Raw genomic sequence first — 19831 nt, 5'->3', positions numbered from 1 at the left:
CCCGCTATTCTAGTTATTCAGAGAAGGTTATGAAAGTTTTGCGCATTTGAAACATGACGATTTGCAGGGGATTTTCGGGGAAGAGGCGAGTACAATGCCGCCTCTGCATTTGTATTACCAATTAATGATCATCTGATGAAGACAGAAACTCCCTCTTTTGAAGCACAGCAAATTGTGCGCTTACGGCGCAGGGACCAAATCCGTCGACTGCTGGAGCGGGATAAAACGCCGCTGGCGATCTTAATGATGGCGGCAGTGGTGGGGACCCTTACCGGTCTGGCGGGCGTGGCGTTCGAAAAAGCGGTGGGCTGGGTGCAAAAGCTGCGTATCAGTGCGTTGGTGAATGTGGCTGACCATCCGCTTCTGCTCTGGCCGCTGGCGTTCATCCTCTCTGCATTACTGGCGATGGTCGGTTATTTTCTGGTGCGTAAATTTGCGCCGGAAGCCGGCGGGTCGGGGATCCCGGAGATCGAAGGGGCGCTGGAAGAACTTCGCCCCGTTCGCTGGTGGCGTGTATTGCCGGTCAAGTTTATCGGCGGGATGGGCACGCTGGGCGCGGGAATGGTGCTGGGACGTGAAGGGCCGACGGTACAAATTGGCGGTAACATTGGCCGCATGGTGCTGGATATTTTCCGCATGCGTAGCGCCGAGGCGCGCCATACCCTGTTAGCCACCGGGGCTGCGGCAGGGCTTTCCGCCGCCTTCAACGCTCCGCTGGCGGGCATTCTGTTTATCATCGAGGAGATGCGCCCTCAGTTTCGCTATAACCTTATCTCAATTAAAGCCGTCTTTACCGGCGTGATCATGTCGAGCATCGTTTTCCGCATTTTTAACGGTGAATCGCCGATCATTGAGGTGGGAAAACTGGCCAATGCGCCGGTCAATACGCTGTGGCTGTATCTGGTGCTCGGGATGATTTTTGGCTGTGTAGGGCCGGTTTTCAATAAACTGGTGCTGCGTACTCAGGATATGTTCCAGCGTTTTCACCATGGAAACATCACTAAATGGGTGCTGATGGGCGGGGCGATTGGCGGCCTGTGTGGCATTCTTGGGCTGATTGAACCCGCGGCGGCTGGCGGCGGTTTTAACCTTATCCCGATTGCGGCAGCAGGGAATTTTAGCGTCGGGCTGCTGTTGTTTATTTTTATCGCACGAGTCATCACCACGCTGCTTTGTTTCTCTTCTGGTGCGCCCGGCGGGATCTTTGCACCGATGCTGGCGTTGGGGACATTGTTGGGCACCGCATTTGGCATGGCGGCAGCAGCAGGTTTTCCGCATTACCAGCTTGAGGCCGGAACGTTCGCCATCGCCGGAATGGGAGCGCTGCTGGCAGCTTCCGTGCGGGCACCATTGACCGGGATTGTGCTGGTACTGGAGATGACCGATAACTATCAGCTCATTTTGCCAATGATTATTACCTGTCTTGGCGCAACACTATTGGCCCAATTCCTGGGCGGAAAACCGCTATACTCCACTATCCTTGCCCGCACGCTGGCGAAGCAGGAAGCGGAGCAGGCGGCAAAAAGTCAGACGAGCGCCGCTGGCGAGAATACTTGAATGAAATACCAGGGTATTAGATAATGGCATTAATATTGGGTCAGAATTTGCCCAATTGCCGATGTCGTTTGGAGCAAAAATATGAGTGATGACGTAGCGCTGCCACTGCAATTTACTGAAGCAGCAGCCAATAAAGTAAAAAGCCTGATCGCTGACGAAGAAAACCCGAACCTGAAGCTGCGTGTCTATATCACCGGTGGGGGATGCAGCGGTTTCCAGTATGGTTTTACCTTTGATGACCAGGTCAACGAAGGCGATATGACCATTGAGAAACAGGGCGTTGGCCTGGTGGTTGACCCTATGAGCCTGCAGTATCTGGTCGGCGGTTCCGTTGACTACACCGAAGGTCTGGAAGGTTCCCGCTTCGTAGTCACCAACCCGAATGCGAAAAGCACCTGCGGGTGTGGTTCTTCTTTCAGCATCTGATTGTTATCTGTCATGCCGGATGGCGACATAAATGCCTTATCCGGCCTACGGCGTTGTTCTGTTGTAGGCCCGATAAGCGTAGCGCCATCTGGCAAAGTCAAGTCACCGCCCATTCTCATCCAGCGCAAACGTCGGCAGCTTCAAATGCCAGCGGATCGCCGCGAGGCGAATGACCAGCGTCACAACCATCCCCAACATACTGGCCGCTTCTAACGGCATCAAGAAGGTGTAATGTGCGGTTGCATGAACGATCCCGCCGATAATACAGGCCGTAGCGTAGATTTCCGTACGCAGGATCATCGGGATTTCTCGCGCCAGCACATCGCGAATAATACCGCCGCCCACGCCAGTGATGACGCCCATACAGATAGCCACCAGTGGCCCCGTTCCTGCGATAAACGCTTTGTTGACGCCGATCCCCACAAACACAGCCAGGCCGACGGCGTCCAGTACCGGCAGCATCCATTTGGGTAAGCGTCTGGGCTGGCGAACCAACAGGATCGTCAACATGCTGGTGACCATCGCCACCACCAGATCGGTAGGATCTTTTACCCAGAAAACAGGACCGTTATCTAATGCCATATCGCGGATCGTCCCGCCGCCCACGGCAGTAACCACGCCGAGCACCAGCACACCAAACGGGTCCATGCGAAGTTTTCCGGCCAGCAACACGCCAGAGATAGCAAATACCGCTGTACCTACAATATCCAGCCAATAGACGAGCATTCTTAAATCCTCACAACAAACCGGGTGGGGCAGACGCTAATTCACCTGGGAAAGCGCATTACAGAGTTGTTTCGCGGCGAGGATAATACGCGGGCTTGCGCGTTCAAACCAGTCACTGGTGAGGGGAATTACCGGAATTTGTAGCTGATCGCCCCAGTATTGCTTGATTTTGAGAATTTCACTCACATCTCCGGCGACAACGATCGCTTGCGGTGCGCGCGCCAGCACCTGTTCGCGACTGACCTGCGGCCAGGGAACCCGACTGCCAGCAAAGATGTTTTCTCCACCGCAGAGCTCAATAACTTCGTTTTGAATCGACCCTTTTCCGCTGGTAAAGGGCGGATTAATGCCAAACTGCAAAAACACGCGTTTTTTCGCTTTGCCTGCATACTGAGATTTTAGCTGCGAATAGTCGTCCAGCAAGGTTTGCGCCGCGTGCTTTGCCATTTCGGGATGTGGGCTAAAGGCAGCCAGTTTCTGCAACGTGTCGGCTATCTGCTCGATGGTGACGGCATCGATCCACATGACCTTTATACCCAACGATGTGAGTTGGTTCACCTGCCTTTCGGCATTGCCGCCGCGCCAGGCGAGGACCAGATCCGGCTTTAGCGCCACAATCCGTTCCAGATTCATCCCTTGCCAGGTCGAGACCTGTTCAATGCGTTGCGCCTGCGGCGGATAGTCTGAATAGCTGCTGACGCCAACGGGGGTGATCCCGGCGGCAAAGGCGAGTTCCGTGTTAGCAGGTGAGAGTGAAATGACGCGAGGTGCGGCATGCAGCCACAGCGGAAGGGCTAACAGCAGGGCGGCAAGCGCCCTGGAGAGGGATTTAACCATGCGCCAGTTTCTGTACCAGCGATTCAACCATCAGCGTGGATTGTTTCGCGGCAACGGCCAGGAACTCATCAAAGCTAAGATGGGACTGCTGATCGGCGACATCAGAGATTGCACGGACCACCACAAACGGCACCTTGAAGTTATGGCAAACGTGGGCAATCGCGGTGGCTTCCATTTCAACGGCAATCGCCTGTGGGAAGTTATGCTGGATTTTTGCCAGTCCCACGGAACCGTTGATAAACGCATCGCCGCTGACGATCAGACCGCGTACCGCGTTCAGGTTCAGCTTCGCGATGCAGGATTCCGCTGCGGCAATCAGTTTTTCGTCGGCTTTAAAACCGGCCGGGCAGCCCGGCAGTTGGCCGAACTCATAACCAAATGCGGTGACGTCAGCGTCGTGATAGCGCGCTTCATCAGAAACCACAATATCGCCCACTTTCAGCGTCGGTGCGAGACCACCCGCAGAACCGGTGTTAATAACAACGTCCGGCTTGCAGTGTTCGAGCAGCAGCGTAGCGCCCAGCGCCGCCGCCACTTTACCAATACCGGATTTCAGCAGCGCAACGTCGGTTCCGTTAAGCTGACCGGTGTAAATTTCACAACCGCCCAGGGTGAGAGTGTGACGGTTTTCGATTTTGTCACGCAGCAGCGTAACCTCTTCTTCCATTGCACCAATGATGCCGATTTTCATAGATTTACTCGCGCCAGGTGAGATTTAAAGGCATAGTCTATCATGCGCTTAAGGTGAAGTGCATTCTCACGCGGGAGAGGACATGTCACAGATTGATTTCCGGAAAAAAATAAACTGGCACCGTCGTTTTCGTTCGCCTCAAGGGGTAAAAACCGAGCATGAGATCCTGCGTATTTTTGAAAGCGACCGCGGGCGCATCATTAACTCTCCGGCGATCCGTCGCCTGCAGCAAAAAACCCAGGTGTTTCCCCTTGAGCGTAATGCCGCCGTGCGTACGCGTCTGACCCATTCTATGGAAGTGCAGCAAGTTGGACGCTATATCGCCAAAGAGATCTTAAGCCGCCTCAAAGAACAGAAACTGCTGGAACAATACGGCCTTGATGAGTTAACGGGACCGTTTGAGAGCATCGTCGAAATGTCCTGCCTGATGCATGACATTGGCAACCCACCGTTTGGTCATTTTGGCGAGGCGGCGATCAACGACTGGTTTCGCCAGCGCTTACATCCGGCTGATGCTGAAAGCCAACCCTTAACGGAAGATCGCTGCATCGTGGCGACGTTGCGCCTGCGCGAAGGCGAAGAATCGCTGAACGATATCCGCCGTAAGGTGCGCCAGGATCTGTGTCATTTCGAAGGGAATGCCCAGGGGATTCGGCTGGTACATACCTTGATGCGGATGAATCTGACATGGGCCCAGGTCGGCGGGATCTTAAAATATACCCGCCCGGCGTGGTGGCGGGGAGAAACGCCTGCGACGCACAACTATTTAATGAAAAAACCAGGCTATTACCTGTCTGAAGAACCGTATATTGCGAGGTTACGTAAAGAACTCGATCTCGCCCTTTACAGTCGTTTTCCGTTAACGTGGATAATGGAAGCCGCCGACGATATCTCTTATTGCGTTGCCGATCTGGAAGACGCGGTAGAGAAAAGAATCTTCAGCGTTGATCAGCTCTATCATCATTTACATGAGGCCTGGGGGGAGCATGAGAAAGGTTCGCTCTTTGCGCAGGTTGTCGAAAATGCCTGGGATAAATCACGTGCGAATTATCTGAGTCGCAGTACTGAAGATCAATTTTTCATGTATTTGCGGGTCAATACGCTTAATAAACTGGTGCCCTACGCCGCACAACGTTTTATTGATAACCTGGATCAAATCTTTGACGGGCGATTTAATCAGGCGCTTCTGGAAGACGGCAGCAGCTTTAGCCGCCTGCTGAAGATTTATAAAAATGTTGCTATGAAACATGTCTTTAGCCACCCCGATGTAGAGCAGCTCGAATTACAGGGCTATCGGGTGATCAGCGGCTTACTCGATATCTACCGTCCTTTATTAAGCCTGCCGCTTGCTGATTTCGGTGAGCTGGTGGAAAAAGAGCGGTTGCAGCGTTTTCCAATTGAATCGCGCTTATTTCAGAAGCTGTCAACGCGTCACCGGCTGGCCTACGTGGAGGCCGTGGGTAAATTAACGTCAGATTCACCTGAGTATCCTGTGCTGGAATATTATTACCGTTGCCGGTTGATTCAGGATTATATCAGCGGCATGACCGATCTCTACGCCTGGGATGAATATCGTCGCCTGATGGCGGTTGAACAATAAGCTGAGTTTTGTAAAGACGAACAATAAATTTTTACCTTTTCCATAAACTTCTGCCCGGAACTTAGCGCTATAAAATGAATCTGACGTACACAGCAATTTTGCGTTATCTGTTAATTGAGATTGAGACACATGAAAAAAACCACATTAGCAATGAGTGCACTGGCTCTGAGTTTAGGTTTGGCGTTATCCCCGCTTTCTGCAACGGCGGCTGAAACTGCATCAGCGACAACCGCACAGCAGATGCCAAGTCTGGCACCGATGCTCGAAAAAGTGATGCCATCGGTGGTCAGCATTAACGTGGAAGGTAGCACAACCGTCAATACGCCGCGGATGCCGCGGAATTTCCAGCAGTTCTTTGGTGATGATTCCCCGTTCTGCCAGGAAGGGTCACCGTTCCAGAGCTCGCCATTCTGTCAGGGCGGCGCGCAGGGCGGTAACGGCGGCCAGCAGCAGAAGTTCATGGCGTTGGGTTCCGGTGTCATCATTGATGCTGCGAAAGGCTATGTCGTCACCAATAACCATGTGGTGGATAACGCCACGGTGATTAAGGTTCAACTGAGCGATGGCCGCAAATTCGACGCTAAGATTGTCGGCAAAGACCCGCGTTCGGATATTGCGCTGATCCAGATTCAGGATCCGAAAAACCTGACGGCGATTAAGCTGGCTGACTCCGACACGCTGCGCGTGGGGGATTACACCGTTGCCATCGGTAACCCGTTCGGTCTGGGCGAGACCGTCACTTCCGGTATCGTCTCGGCACTGGGCCGTAGCGGCCTGAATGCGCAGAACTATGAAAACTTCATCCAGACCGATGCGGCGATTAACCGGGGTAACTCCGGCGGCGCGTTGGTTAACCTGAACGGTGAACTGATCGGTATTAACACAGCGATCCTCGCGCCGGACGGCGGCAACATCGGTATCGGTTTTGCGATCCCGAGCAATATGGTGAAAAACCTGACTTCCCAGATGGTGGAATTCGGCCAGGTGAAACGCGGTGAGCTGGGGATCATGGGTACTGAACTGAGCTCTGAGCTGGCGAAAGCGATGAAAGTCGACGCGCAACGCGGCGCGTTTGTCAGCCAGGTCATGCCGAACTCGTCCGCTTCGAAGGCCGGAATTAAAGCCGGAGATGTGATCACGTCGCTGAACGGTAAGCCGATCAGCAGCTTCGCCGCACTGCGTGCGCAGGTTGGCACCATGCCGGTGGGCAGCAAAATTACCCTGGGCCTGTTGCGCGACGGTAAGCCGGTTACCGTGAATCTGGAACTGCAGCAGAGCAGCCAGACTCAGGTGGACTCCAGCTCTATTTTCAGCGGTATTGAAGGGGCTGAAATGAGTAACAAAGGTCAGGATAAAGGCGTCGTGGTGAACAACGTGAAAGCGAACACCCCGGCGGCGCAGATTGGCCTCAAGAAAGGGGATGTAATCGTTGGCGCAAACCAGCAGCCGGTGAAAAACATCGCTGAACTGCGTAAAATCCTCGACAGCAAACCGTCTGTCCTGGCGCTGAACATTCAGCGTGGCGACAGCAATATCTACCTGTTGATGCAGTAATCCCTCCCAATACCCCTTCCTGTGACAGGAAGGGGTTTCTTTTTGTGATATTTCCCACAACTCCATACTTCTTCCCTTTGCTTTGTGCATATGCACAATGTCAGCGTTTACTCTCTTCTTTATGCTGGAGCTCTGCTCACAGGAGGGCTTTATGGCTGGTTGGCATCTTGATACCAAAATGGCGCAGGATATCGTGGCACGCACGATGCGCATTATTGATACCAATATCAACGTGATGGATGCCCGTGGGCGGATCATCGGCAGCGGCGATCGCGAGCGTATTGGGGAATTGCACGAAGGCGCGCTGTTAGTCCTCTCTCAGGGCCGCGTGGTGGATATCGATGACGCCGTTGCGCGTCATCTGCACGGCGTTCGTCAGGGGATCAACCTGCCGCTGCGCCTGGAAGGCGAAGTTGTGGGCGTGATCGGCCTGACCGGCGAACCGGAACATCTGCGCAAATATGGCGAACTGGTGTGCATGACGGCGGAGATGATGCTGGAGCAGTCGCGCCTGATGCATCTGCTGGCACAGGACAGTCGTCTGCGGGAAGAGCTGGTGATGAACCTGATTCAGGCAGAAGAGAACACGCCGGCATTGACCGAATGGGCGCAACGTTTAGGCATCGACCTCAACCAGCCGCGCGTGGTGGCGGTAGTCGAAGTGGACAGCGGACAACTCGGCGTGGACAGCGCCATGGCGGAGTTGCAGCAGTTACAGAACGCGCTGACCACACCAGAGCGTAACAACCTCATTGCCATCGTTTCGCTGACCGAAATGGTGGTGCTTAAGCCCGCGCTCAATTCGTTTGGTCGCTGGGATGCCGAAGATCATCGCAAGCGCGTTGAGCAGCTTATTGCGCGCATGAAAGAGAACGGGCAGCTCCGTTTTCGCGTCGCGCTGGGCAACTATTTTACCGGGCCCGGCAGTATCGCCCGTTCATACCGCACGGCGCGCACCACGATGATGGTGGGTAAACAGCGGATGCCGGAAAGTCGCAGCTATTTTTATCAGGATCTGATGCTGCCCGTGTTGCTCGACAGTCTGCGCGGCGGCTGGCAGGCCAATGAGCTGGCCCGCCCGCTGGTGCGGCTGAAGGCGATGGACAATAACGGTTTGCTGCGTCGCACGCTGGCTGCGTGGTTTCGCCACAACGTGCAGCCGCTGGCGACCTCGAAGGCGCTGTTTATTCATCGCAATACGCTGGAGTACCGACTGAATCGCATTGCGGAATTGACCGGGCTGGATTTGGGGAATTTCGATGACAGGCTGTTGCTGTATGTGGCGTTGCAACTGGACGAGCAACGATAGTGCTGAAGGGGGATGTAGGCCTGACAAGCGTCGCGCCATCAGGCAAAAAAATGCCGGGTGACGGCTTTGCCTTACCCGGCCTGTGAGTGATGCGACACGATGTTATTTACGCGTCAGTTTTTCCAGATCGGCTTCGATTTCAGTGATCTTATTCGCCACTACGCTTTCCAGATGACGTAAGTCATCAAGGATCTTACGTTTCAGATCCACTTCAGTGCGATCGCGCTGGCAGATCTGATCGAGCTCGTCGATCACATAGCGCAGGTTGGGACTGATCTCCTGCACCTCTTTGTATCCCTGACCCACCCCATCGGCGACCACGGTTTTGCGCTGGCGGGGGTATTTAAACTTCACGCTTTTGGCAAAAAACTCACCTTTATCCTTCTGGAAATAGATTTTCAGGATATCGTTGTTGGCTTCTTGCCGCAGGCTGTAACGATCGATTTCTTCAGGATTAGTAATGCCCAGACTTTTCAGATTGTCATACATAGCGGTACCCTTAAGCTCACTATAACTATTGAATAATTAACGAAAAGCCCTGTTTCTGCCACTCGCAGATGTAAAAAAAGCGGGCTTAGCCCGCTTTTTCAAATCGCCGTTAGTCGATGGTACGCAATAACTCGTTGATGCCGACCTTGCCGCGGGTTTTGGCGTCGACCTTTTTCACAATCACCGCGCAGTACAGACTGTACTTGCCATCTTTCGACGGCAGGTTGCCGGATACGACAACGGAGCCTGCCGGAACGCGGCCATAATGGACCTCACCGGTTTCACGGTCGTAGATACGGGTGCTCTGACCAATATAAACGCCCATCGAAATCACCGAGCCTTCTTCGACAATCACGCCCTCTACGACTTCAGAACGTGCGCCGATGAAGCAGTTGTCTTCGATGATGGTCGGGTTCGCCTGCAGCGGCTCCAGTACGCCACCGATGCCGACGCCGCCGGACAGGTGAACGTTCTTACCGATCTGAGCGCAGGAGCCGACGGTAGCCCAGGTATCGACCATCGTGCCTTCATCAACGTAAGCGCCAATGTTGACATAGGACGGCATCAGCACGGTGTTACGGGCGATAAATGCACCCTGACGCACCGCTGCAGGCGGAACCACACGGAAGCCTTCTTTTTGGAAGCGCGCCTCGTCGTAGTCGGCGAATTTCATCGGCACTTTATCGAAATAGCGGCTTTCCGCGCCGTCGATCACCTGGTTATCGTTGATACGGAAAGAGAGCAGAACCGCTTTCTTCAACCACTGGTGAGTCACCCACTGACCGTCTACCTTTTCTGCCACGCGCAGTACGCCGGAATCCAGCAGGGAAATCACCTGATTCACCGCTTCACGGGTCACGGTATCCACATTGGCCGGAGTGATGTCGGCACGGCGCTCAAAAGCGGTCTCAATAACGTTCTGTAACTGCTGCATTGTTAAACTCTTTCCCTATAAATAAACACACTACCCTTTATCGTTTGGATTGAGGGCCTCTGTCAACCGTTGATGCACTTCCTGCTGAAGCTCATTATTAAGCGCACGCCGGTCTGCTGTGGCGATTATGAATAAATCTTCTACTCGCTCGCCAATGGTTGTAATTCGGGCGCCATGAAGCGAAATTCCGAGATCGGCAAAAATTTGCCCGACCCGCGCCAGCAGCCCTGGCTGATCGAGTGCGATAAGCTCGAGGAATGATTTGCGGTCGGTGTGCGTGGGCAGGAACGTGACCTCGGTATCGACGGTAAAATGGCGCAATTTTGCCGGCTGTCGACGCGGCTGCGGCGGCTGCCAACTGTGCTGGGTGATCGCCTGTTCCAGCCCAAAGCGGATGGCTTCATGTCGGTCTGACGACAGCGGGCTGCCGTCCGGTTCCAGCACGATAAACGTATCCATCGCCATGCCATCTCGGGTTGTGAAGATCTGCGCATCGTGGACGCTCAGGTTACGCCGGTCCAACTCTGCGCAGACAGCGGCAAACAGATACGGGCGGTCCGGACTCCAGATGAAAATTTCCGTACCGCCGCGCGTTGCCTGCGGGCTGAGCAGAATGAGCGGTTTGCTGAGATCGTGCTGCAACAGATGACGCGCATGCCAGGCCAGTTGGTTCGGGCTGTGGCGCACGAAGTAGTTAGCGCGACAGCGCGACCAGATATGGTGCAGCGCTTCTTCATCAATATTATCCATTCGCAGCAACGCCAGCGCCTGCAACTGGTGATGACGCACGCGCTCGCGCATGTCCGGCGTGTTTTGCATCCCCCGGCGCAGCTGTTTTTCCGTGGCGAAATACAGTTCGCGCAGCAAACTTTGCTTCCAGCTGTTCCACAGCGTTTCGTTGGTGGCGCATATATCCGCCACCGTCAGGCAGACCAGGAAGCGCAGGCGATGTTCTGTCTGTACCTCTTCGGCGAACTGTTTGATCACTTCAGGATCCTGAATATCACGACGCTGTGCGGTCACCGACATCAGCAGGTGCTGGCGAACCAGCCAGGCAATCAGCTGCGTTTCGCGCGAGTTCAGACCGTGCAGTTCCGCAAACTTGAGCACGTCCTGCGCGCCCAGCACCGAGTGGTCGCCGCCGCGCCCTTTGGCGATATCATGGAACAGCGCGGCGATGAAAATCAGTTCGGGCTGCCGCAGACGCGGCCAGAGATCCACGCACAGCGGGTGGCGCTGACGGGTCTCTTCTTTGGCAAAACTTTCCAGCTTCAGCATCACGCGGATGGTGTGCTCATCTACCGTATAGGCGTGGAACAGGTCAAACTGCATCTGGCCGACAATGTGCGACCACTGCGGCATATAGGCCCCCAGTACGCTATGGCGATGCATTGGCAACAGTCCGCGGCTGACGGCGCCTGGATGGCGCAACATACTGAGAAACAGCGATCGCGCCTCCGGGATATAGCACAGTGGCTGATTCAGATGGCGACGCGCATGGCGCAGATGACGCAGGGTGGTGGAATAGATCCCGGTGATCGCACTGTTGCGCACCATGGTGTAAAACATCCGCAGGATCGCTTCCGGCTCGCGGATGAACAGATCGTCCTGACGCAGATCGATCAGCGTGCCGCGCAGTTGAAAATCGTCATCAATAGGACGCGGCTTTTCGTCGGCAGACAGCGCGAGGATCGCTTCGTCAAACAGCTGTAGCAGCATCTGGTTGAGTTCAGTGACGCGGCGGGTGACGCGGAAATAATCCTTCATCATCTGCTCAACCGGTTCGTTGCCTTCGCCGCTGTAGTTCAGGCGCTGAGCGACGCTCAGCTGACGATCGAACAGCAGGCGGTTATCGTAACGACTGACCACTAAATGCAGAGCAAAGCGAATACGCCACAGAATGTGCAGGCACTCGTTGAGTTCAGCGCGCTCTGCCTGGGTCAAAAAGCCGAAGCCGACCATCTCGTCGAGTGAGGTGGCGCCAAAATGGCGACGAGCGACCCACTGTAACGTGTGGATATCGCGCAGACCGCCGGGGCTACTTTTGATATCCGGCTCGAGGTTATAGCTGGTGCCGTGATAGCGCTGGTGACGCTGATGCTGCTCTTCCACTTTGGCGGCATAGAACTTGTCGGACGGCCAGAAGCCTTCGCTGAAGATATGTTTTTGCAGTTCCAGAAAAAGAGCAACATCGCCAATCAGCAGACGAGTTTCAATCAGATTGGTGGCAACGGTCAGGTCTGATAGCCCTTCCAGCAGGCACTCTTCCAGCGTACGCACGCTGTGCCCGACCTCCAGTTTGACGTCCCATAACAGCGTCAACAGTTCGCCGACCTTTTGCGCCTGTTCATCCGGTAATTTTTTACGACTCAGGATGAGCAGGTCAATGTCGGAAAGCGGGTGCAGTTCACCGCGTCCGTATCCGCCAACGGCGACCAGCGCCAGATCGGCAATCTGCCCAAAACCGGCGTCGATCCACAGACGTTGTAGCAACTGGTCGATAAATTCAGTACGCGCTTCAATCAGCTGTTCGGCGGAAATTCCGCTGTCGAAGGCATCGCCAAGCCACTGCTGGAAAGCATCGATGTGGGTCTTGATACCGGTGACAGTGAGGTCGCCACGAGACCAGGCCCCCGGGTTCTGCGGCTGGCCGGGAAGGGTGGGGAGAGCGGTATTTGCGTGCTGTTCAGGAAGTGTATTCATTTTGCGCCACCCATTAAAAAAGCCGGATACGGCGAAAGTGCCTTATCCGGCCTACGGAATAGTGCCATTTGTAGGCCTGATAAGCGAGAGCGCCATCAGGCAAAAAAGTTATGCGTCGTGCGTGAGTACCGCCGGGATGGTGTCATCCTTGCGTAACGTCAGGATTTCGCAGCCGTTTTCGGTCACTACAATAGTATGCTCGTATTGCGCAGACAAGCTCCGGTCTTTGGTTTTTACCGTCCAGCCGTCTTTCATGGTACGGATGCGGTAATCACCGGCATTGAGCATCGGTTCGATAGTAAAGGTCATGCCCGGTTGCAGCACTACACCGCCGTCGTCCGCATCATAGTGCAGCACCTGCGGTTCTTCGTGGAAGCCGCGACCAATACCGTGTCCGCAGTATTCACGTACCACGGAGAAACCTTCGCCTTCCGCATATTTCTGGATTGCCGCGCCGAGGGTGCGCAGACGGATGCCTGGTTTTACCATTCGTAACGCCAGATACAGGCTCTCCTGCGTGACGCGGCACAGACGCTCGCCCAGTATGGTCGGTTTGCCGACGATAAACATTTTGGAGGTATCGCCGTGGTACTCATCTTTAATGACGGTTACGTCAATATTGACGATATCGCCATCTTTCAAATGCTTGGCATCGTCCGGAATACCGTGACACACCACTTCATTAATAGAGATGCAGACGGATTTCGGATAACCGTGATAGCCGAGGCAGGCAGAGATCGCATGCTGCTCGTTAACGATATAGTCGTTACAGATACGATCCAGTTCACCCGTGCTGACACCTGGTTTGATATACGGTTCGATCATCTCCAGCACTTCCGCGGCCAGACGGCCCGCGACGCGCATCTTTTCAATTTCTTCAGGGGTCTTAATTGAGATAGCCATGAATTCTGTCCATCAGTGTCGGTAATTTCGACAATAATTGTGTAAGTGCTGCCAATGGTATCAGCCAGGGGTATACCCTGCCAAATTGAGAATCATTCTGAACTTCGCCTTTCGTGCCACAAGCGTGTTGGTTGCATTTTCCCACCCCAGTTACTTACCATGGGTAAGCGCCAGGGATTCAAAAATTTGCCGCCTTCTTGTAACACGAAATTCATTGTTCAATTCAGCATAGACCGCCAACAATTATTGGTGTCCGCGGCGTATTTGTGGTATAAAGCGCGCCGGACTTCCGATCTCATTTCGTATACACAGAATGGACGGAAGCGACAAATCTCACATTGTGTAACAACACACACGTATCGGCACATATTCCGGGGTGCCCTTTGGGGTCGGTAATATGGGATACGTGGAGGCATAACCCCAACTTTATCTATAGAGGTTTTAATCATGGCAACTGTTTCCATGCGCGACATGCTCAAGGCTGGTGTTCACTTCGGTCACCAGACCCGTTACTGGAACCCGAAAATGAAGCCGTTCATCTTCGGTGCGCGTAACAAAGTTCACATCATCAACCTTGAGAAAACCGTACCGATGTTCAACGAAGCGCTGGCTGAACTGAACAAGATTGCTTCTCGTAAAGGTAAAATCCTTTTCGTTGGTACTAAACGCGCTGCAAGCGAAGCGGTGAAAGACGCTGCTAACAGCTGCGATCAGTTCTTCGTGAACCATCGCTGGCTGGGCGGTATGCTGACTAACTGGAAAACCGTTCGTCAGTCCATCAAACGTCTGAAAGACCTGGAAACTCAGTCTCAGGACGGTACTTTCGAAAAGCTGACCAAGAAAGAAGCGCTGATGCGTACGCGTGAGCTTGAGAAACTGGAAAACAGCCTGGGCGGTATCAAAGACATGGGCGGTCTGCCGGACGCTCTGTTCGTAATCGATGCTGACCACGAGCACATTGCTATCAAAGAAGCAAACAACCTGGGTATTCCGGTATTTGCGATCGTTGATACCAACTCTGATCCGGACGGTGTTGACTTCGTTATCCCGGGTAACGACGACGCAATCCGTGCTGTTAGCCTGTACCTGGGCGCTGTCGCTGCAACCGTTCGTGAAGGCCGTTCTCAGGATCTGGCTTCCCAGGCGGAAGAAAGCTTCGTAGAAGCTGAATAATAAGGCTTGATAACTTCCCTGAGATAGTTCGAATTGCAGGAAGGCGGCAAGCTCGAGAATTCCCGGGAGCTTACATGAGTAAGTGACCGGGATGAGCGAGCGAAGACAACGCACCTGCGGCTCGGAATATGAAGGGGAAGAGCCCTTATAAACCAGGTAGTATCATGTTTGGTTAGGGGGCCTGTATATGGCCCCCTTTTTCACTTTTAAATCTGTGCGGTTTGACGCCGGGCAGATCAAATCTTCCGAGGATTTTAGAATGGCTGAAATTACCGCATCCCTGGTAAAAGAGCTGCGTGAGCGTACTGGCGCAGGCATGATGGATTGCAAAAAAGCACTGACTGAAGCTAATGGCGACATCGAGCTGGCAATCGAAAACATGCGTAAGTCCGGCGCTATCAAAGCGGCGAAAAAAGCAGGCAACGTTGCTGCTGACGGCGTAATCAAAACCAAAATCGACGGCAACATCGCTTTCATTCTGGAAGTTAACTGCCAGACTGACTTCGTGGCTAAAGACGGTGGTTTCCAGGCTTTTGCTGATAAAGTGCTGGACGCTGCGGTTGCTGGCAAAATCACTGACGTTGAAGTGCTGAAAGCGCAGTTCGAAGAAGAGCGCGTTGCGCTGGTTGCGAAAATCGGTGAGAACATCAACATCCGCCGTATCGCTTCCCTGGAAGGCGACGTTCTGGGTAGCTACCAGCACGGTGCGCGCATCGGTGTTCTGGTTGCCGCTAAAGGCGCTGACGAAGAGCTGGTTAAACAGCTGGCAATGCACGTTGCTGCAAGCAAACCTGAATTCGTTAAGCCGGAAGACGTGTCTGCTGAAGTGGTAGAAAAAGAATACCAGGTTCAGCTGGACATCGCGATGCAGTCTGGTAAGCCGAAAGAAATCGCAGAGAAAATGGTTGAAGGCCGCATGAAGAAATTCACCGGCGAAGTTTCTCTGACGGGTCAGCCTTTCGTTATGGAGCCGAGCAAGTCTGTTGGTCAGCTGCTGAAAGAACACAACGCTGACGTGACTGGCTTCATCCGCTTCGAAGTGGGTGAAGGCATCGAGAAAGTTGAGACTGACTTTGCAGCAGAAGTTGCTGCGATGTCCAAGCAGTCTTAATTGTTGAAAAGGAGCCGCCTGAGGGCGGCTTCTTTTTGTCACCCGTCACGCAAAAATCAGTATGGCGCTTATTTCGTTGTACTGAGTAGCGACATATCATTGTCGCCAGAATTTACCCCCATTTTTAATCGTTGACAGTCTCAGGAAAGAAACATGGCTACCAATGCAAAACCCGTCTATAAACGCATTCTGCTTAAGTTAAGTGGCGAAGCTCTGCAGGGTTCGGAAGGCTTCGGTATTGACGCAAGCATACTGGATCGTATGGCTCAGGAAATCAAAGAACTGGTTGAACTGGGTATTCAGGTTGGTGTGGTGATTGGTGGCGGTAACTTGTTCCGTGGTGCTGGTCTGGCGAAAGCGGGTATGAACCGCGTTGTGGGCGACCACATGGGCATGCTGGCCACCGTGATGAACGGCCTGGCAATGCGCGATGCGCTTCACCGCGCCTATGTGAACGCCCGCCTGATGTCCGCTATCCCACTGAATGGCGTATGCGACAACTACAGCTGGGCAGAGGCGATCAGCCTGCTGCGTAATAACCGCGTGGTTATCCTCTCTGCGGGTACCGGTAATCCTTTCTTCACCACTGACTCTGCGGCGTGCCTGCGTGGCATTGAAATCGAAGCCGACGTGGTGCTGAAAGCGACGAAAGTCGATGGCGTCTTTACCGCCGATCCGGCGAAAGATCCTACGGCTACCATGTACGAGCAGCTGACATACAACGAAGTGCTGGATAAAGAACTGAAAGTGATGGATCTGGCCGCGTTTACGCTGGCGCGTGATCATAAGTTGCCGATTCGTGTCTTTAACATGAACAAGCCAGGCGCACTGCGTCGCGTGGTTATGGGTGAAAAAGAAGGCACGTTAATTACGGAATAATTCCCGTAATGGCTAAATAGAGGTAAGATTCCGCGTTAATATCGCGGGCTTACCCGTAATATTTTAATCAGGGCTATACTAAGCACACCTCTACAGGTGTACTGTCTGGTCTGACTGAGACAAGTTTTCAAGGATTCGTAACGTGATTAGCGATATCAGAAAAGATGCTGAAGTACGCATGGAAAAATGCGTAGAAGCGTTCAAAAACCAAATCAGCAAAATACGCACGGGTCGTGCTTCTCCCAGCCTGCTGGATGGCATTGTCGTGGAATATTACGGCACGCCTACGCCGCTGCGTCAGCTGGCAAGCGTAACGGTAGAAGATTCCCGTACCCTGAAAATCAACGTGTTTGACCGCTCCATGAGCCCGGCCGTTGAGAAAGCGATTATGGCTTCTGACCTCGGTCTGAACCCGAGCTCAGCGGGCAGCGATATTCGCGTTCCGCTGCCTCCTCTGACGGAAGAGCGTCGTAAAGATCTGACGAAAATCGTTCGTGGCGAAGCTGAACAGGCGCGTGTTGCCGTACGTAACGTCCGCCGTGATGCGAACGACAAAGTGAAAGCACTGCTGAAAGACAAAGAGATCAGCGAAGATGACGATCGCCGTTCTCAGGACGACGTACAGAAAATGACGGATGCTGCCATCAAGAAGGTGGATGCGGCGCTGGCAGATAAAGAAGCAGAACTGATGCAGTTCTGATTCCGCTGTACGCTCAAAACGCCGCGCAGAAGATCGCTTAGGATCGGCTGGCGGCGTTTTGCTTTTTATCCTGTCTATTTTTCGGATGTTTGATGAAGCAATTAACCATTCTGGGCTCGACCGGCTCTATCGGTTGCAGCACGCTGGACGTGGTGCGCCATAACCCTGATCACTTTCGCGTTATCGCGCTAGTGGCAGGTAAAAATGTCAGCCGTATGGTGGAGCAGTGCCTGGAATTCTCCCCGCGTTATGCCGTAATGGACGATGACGCCAGCGCGCGCTTTCTCAATGACGCGCTGAAGCAGCAGGGTAGCCAGACGGAGGTTCTGAGCGGTCAACAGGCGGCGTGTGATATGGCGGCGCTTGATGAGGTCGATCAGGTTATGGCGGCCATCGTTGGCGCGGCGGGCCTGCTGCCCACGCTTGCCGCGATTCGCGCAGGAAAAACCATTCTGCTGGCAAACAAAGAATCTCTGGTGACCTGCGGACGCCTGTTCATGGACGCCGTGAAGCACAGTAAAGCCCGACTTTTACCGGTAGACAGCGAGCATAACGCGATTTTTCAGAGTATGCCCCAACCCATTCAACACAATCTGGGATACGCTGACCTGGAGCAGAATGGCGTGATGTCCGTTTTGCTTACCGGGTCTGGTGGCCCATTCCGGGAAACGCCGCTGCATGAACTGGTGTCAATGACGCCCGATCAGGCATGCCGTCATCCGAACTGGTCGATGGGACGTAAAATCTCCGTCGATTCTGCCACCATGATGAATAAAGGTCTGGAATACATTGAAGCGCGTTGGTTGTTTAACGCCAGTGCCCGCCAGATGGAAGTGCTGATTCACCCGCAGTCGGTGATTCACTCGATGGTGCGTTATCAGGACGGCAGCGTTCTGGCGCAACTGGGTGAGCCAGACATGCGTACGCCTATCGCACATACGATGGCCTGGCCGAATCGCGTCGCCTCCGGCGTTGCGCCGCTCGATTTCTGCAAACTCAGTGCGTTGACGTTCAGCGCGCCGGATTACCAACGCTATCCGTGTCTGAAGCTGGCAATGGAGGCGTTTGAGCAGGGGCAAGCTGCTACAACCGCGCTAAATGCAGCGAATGAAATTGTCGTTGCTGCATTTCTTGCTGAAGAAATACGCTTTACCGATATTGCCGATCTCAATTTAGCCGTGCTGGAGCAGATGGATCTACACGAACCGCAGAGCGTCGATGACGTACTGAGGGTCGATGCGATTGCGCGAGAAGTCGCCAGAAAACAAGTGATGCGACTCGCAAGCTGAGGATAATCCTCCTGGAGGAGATTGTGCTATTTGTTAGCGTTGTGCTTCAGTGATATAGTCTGCGCCACCTGATCGCAGGTATTTGGCTTTTTTCGGTCAGGTAAGCCGTGGTTTGACACGGCTTTTTTGTGTTAAGGCTTCAGTATTCCTGAGTACCGCTAAATCCTTTCAGGGACTATAAACGCGTTATGTTGTCTGCAACTCAACCAGTAAGCGAAAATTTGCCAGCACATGGCTGTCGTCATGTCGCGATCATAATGGATGGCAATGGTCGCTGGGCGAAAAAGCAAGGGAAGATTCGCGCATTTGGGCATAAGGCCGGAGCGAAATCCGTCCGCCGTGCCGTTTCTTTTGCTGCCAACAATGGTATTGATGCGTTAACGCTGTATGCCTTTAGTAGTGAAAACTGGAACCGACCGGCGCAGGAAGTCAGTGCGTTAATGGAGTTATTTGTGTGGGCGCTTGATAGTGAAGTGAAAAGCCTGCATCGCCATAACGTCCGCCTGCGCATTATTGGCGACACCAGTCGATTTAACTCGCGTTTGCAAGAACGTATTCGTAAGTCTGAAGCGCTTACCGCCCAGAATACCGGGTTGACGCTGAATATTGCGGCGAATTACGGCGGACGTTGGGACATTGTCCAGGGAGTCAGACAACTGGCAGAACAGGTGCAGGAAGGTTTACTGCGTCCTGATCAGATTGATGAAGACATGCTCAACCAACAAATCTGTATGCATGAGCTGGCTCCGGTGGATTTAGTAATTAGGACTGGGGGAGAGCATCGAATAAGTAACTTTTTGCTTTGGCAAATTGCCTATGCCGAACTTTACTTTACAGATGTTCTTTGGCCCGATTTCGATGAACAAGACTTTGAAGGTGCGCTGCATGCCTTTGCTAATCGAGAGCGTCGTTTCGGCGGCACCGAGCCCGGTGATGACAAAGCCTGATGG

Annotated in this window: 19 protein-coding genes; 12 read left to right on the top strand and 7 right to left on the bottom strand. The window is 53.6% G+C overall.

Going from position 1 to position 19831, the window contains the following annotated elements; all coding sequences use genetic code 11:
- Positions 1-135 precede the first annotated feature (135 nt).
- The 3 genes from clcA to erpA are packed head-to-tail and all read left to right on the top strand — an operon-like array spanning position 136 to position 1983.
- Positions 136-1557 (top strand): H(+)/Cl(-) exchange transporter ClcA, encoded by a 1422-nt coding sequence (clcA, locus tag KE671_RS10005; RefSeq protein WP_206162829.1) that lies wholly within the window; start codon positions 136-138, stop codon positions 1555-1557.
- A gap of 28 nt (positions 1558-1585) precedes the next feature.
- Positions 1586-1642 (top strand): small protein YadW, encoded by a 57-nt coding sequence (gene yadW / locus KE671_RS23055; RefSeq protein WP_368668230.1) that lies wholly within the window; start codon positions 1586-1588, stop codon positions 1640-1642.
- Positions 1639-1983 (top strand): iron-sulfur cluster insertion protein ErpA, encoded by a 345-nt coding sequence (gene erpA / locus KE671_RS10000; RefSeq protein WP_042997877.1) that lies wholly within the window; start codon positions 1639-1641, stop codon positions 1981-1983. The genes yadW and erpA overlap by 4 nt, the downstream gene beginning before the upstream one ends.
- 102 nt (positions 1984-2085) lie before the next feature.
- On the opposite strand, the gene KE671_RS09995 is transcribed toward erpA, so the two are convergent.
- The 3 genes from KE671_RS09995 to mtnN are packed head-to-tail and all read right to left on the bottom strand — an operon-like array spanning position 2086 to position 4237.
- The gene (locus KE671_RS09995) at positions 2086-2709 is read right to left on the bottom strand and encodes a TRIC cation channel family protein (RefSeq protein WP_206162828.1); all 624 of its coding nucleotides are present in this window, start codon (positions 2707-2709) and stop codon (positions 2086-2088) included.
- Positions 2710-2745: 36 nt separating this feature from the next.
- Positions 2746-3546 carry a vitamin B12 ABC transporter substrate-binding protein BtuF gene (btuF, locus tag KE671_RS09990; RefSeq protein ID WP_206162827.1) on the bottom strand — a complete coding sequence of 267 codons (801 nt, stop codon included), beginning with the start codon at positions 3544-3546 and terminating at the stop codon, positions 2746-2748.
- Positions 3539-4237, bottom strand: a complete 699-nt coding sequence (gene mtnN, locus KE671_RS09985; protein ID WP_206162826.1) for a 5'-methylthioadenosine/S-adenosylhomocysteine nucleosidase — start codon at positions 4235-4237, stop codon at positions 3539-3541. The genes btuF and mtnN overlap by 8 nt, the downstream gene beginning before the upstream one ends.
- An 82-nt stretch (positions 4238-4319) precedes the next feature.
- Here mtnN and dgt point away from each other — a divergent pair, with 82 nt between their 5' ends.
- From dgt to cdaR, 3 genes are all read left to right on the top strand, one after another.
- Positions 4320-5837, top strand: coding sequence for a dGTPase (gene dgt, locus KE671_RS09980; protein WP_206162825.1), 1518 nt, complete (start codon positions 4320-4322; stop codon positions 5835-5837).
- Positions 5838-5966: 129 nt separating this feature from the next.
- A complete protein-coding gene (degP, locus tag KE671_RS09975) occupies positions 5967-7391 on the top strand; it encodes a serine endoprotease DegP (protein ID WP_206162824.1) in 1425 nt (474 codons plus the stop codon).
- 151 nt (positions 7392-7542) lie between these two features.
- Positions 7543-8700, top strand: a complete 1158-nt coding sequence (gene cdaR / locus KE671_RS09970; protein ID WP_206162823.1) for a CdaR family transcriptional regulator — start codon at positions 7543-7545, stop codon at positions 8698-8700.
- 102 nt (positions 8701-8802) lie between these two features.
- Here the strand turns inward: cdaR and KE671_RS09965 are convergent, their stop codons facing one another.
- From KE671_RS09965 to map, 4 genes are all read right to left on the bottom strand, one after another.
- On the bottom strand, positions 8803-9189 hold the full coding sequence (locus KE671_RS09965; protein ID WP_042997870.1) for a DUF3461 family protein: 387 nt from the start codon (positions 9187-9189) through the stop codon (positions 8803-8805).
- 109 nt (positions 9190-9298) lie between these two features.
- Positions 9299-10123, bottom strand: a complete 825-nt coding sequence (dapD, locus tag KE671_RS09960; RefSeq protein ID WP_206162822.1) for a 2,3,4,5-tetrahydropyridine-2,6-dicarboxylate N-succinyltransferase — start codon at positions 10121-10123, stop codon at positions 9299-9301.
- Positions 10124-10153: 30 nt separating this feature from the next.
- Positions 10154-12826 (bottom strand): bifunctional uridylyltransferase/uridylyl-removing protein GlnD, encoded by a 2673-nt coding sequence (gene glnD / locus KE671_RS09955; protein WP_206162821.1) that lies wholly within the window; start codon positions 12824-12826, stop codon positions 10154-10156.
- Positions 12827-12934: 108 nt separating this feature from the next.
- Positions 12935-13729 (bottom strand): type I methionyl aminopeptidase, encoded by a 795-nt coding sequence (gene map, locus KE671_RS09950; RefSeq protein WP_206162820.1) that lies wholly within the window; start codon positions 13727-13729, stop codon positions 12935-12937.
- Between the two features lie 447 nt (positions 13730-14176).
- Between map and rpsB the strand changes: the two genes are divergently transcribed.
- From rpsB to ispU, 6 genes are all read left to right on the top strand, one after another.
- The gene (gene rpsB / locus KE671_RS09945) at positions 14177-14902 is read left to right on the top strand and encodes a 30S ribosomal protein S2 (RefSeq protein ID WP_012133990.1); all 726 of its coding nucleotides are present in this window, start codon (positions 14177-14179) and stop codon (positions 14900-14902) included.
- A 259-nt stretch (positions 14903-15161) separates the two neighbouring features.
- On the top strand, positions 15162-16013 hold the full coding sequence (gene tsf / locus KE671_RS09940; protein WP_042323696.1) for a translation elongation factor Ts: 852 nt from the start codon (positions 15162-15164) through the stop codon (positions 16011-16013).
- A gap of 153 nt (positions 16014-16166) precedes the next feature.
- Positions 16167-16892, top strand: coding sequence for a UMP kinase (pyrH, locus tag KE671_RS09935; RefSeq protein ID WP_181622319.1), 726 nt, complete (start codon positions 16167-16169; stop codon positions 16890-16892).
- A 142-nt stretch (positions 16893-17034) separates the two neighbouring features.
- Positions 17035-17592 (top strand): ribosome recycling factor, encoded by a 558-nt coding sequence (gene frr, locus KE671_RS09930; protein WP_042323692.1) that lies wholly within the window; start codon positions 17035-17037, stop codon positions 17590-17592.
- Between the two features lie 92 nt (positions 17593-17684).
- Positions 17685-18881 (top strand): 1-deoxy-D-xylulose-5-phosphate reductoisomerase, encoded by a 1197-nt coding sequence (ispC, locus tag KE671_RS09925; protein ID WP_206162819.1) that lies wholly within the window; start codon positions 17685-17687, stop codon positions 18879-18881.
- 188 nt (positions 18882-19069) lie between these two features.
- Positions 19070-19828 carry a (2E,6E)-farnesyl-diphosphate-specific ditrans,polycis-undecaprenyl-diphosphate synthase gene (gene ispU / locus KE671_RS09920; protein ID WP_042997864.1) on the top strand — a complete coding sequence of 253 codons (759 nt, stop codon included), beginning with the start codon at positions 19070-19072 and terminating at the stop codon, positions 19826-19828.
- Positions 19829-19831 lie beyond the last annotated feature (3 nt).

This window comes from Citrobacter amalonaticus, assembly GCF_018252635.1.
GTDB classification, from domain to species: domain Bacteria; phylum Pseudomonadota; class Gammaproteobacteria; order Enterobacterales; family Enterobacteriaceae; genus Citrobacter_A; species Citrobacter_A amalonaticus_E.
Note: the sequence above shows the minus strand (reverse complement) of the source record. Positions and strands in the feature narration are given on the sequence as shown.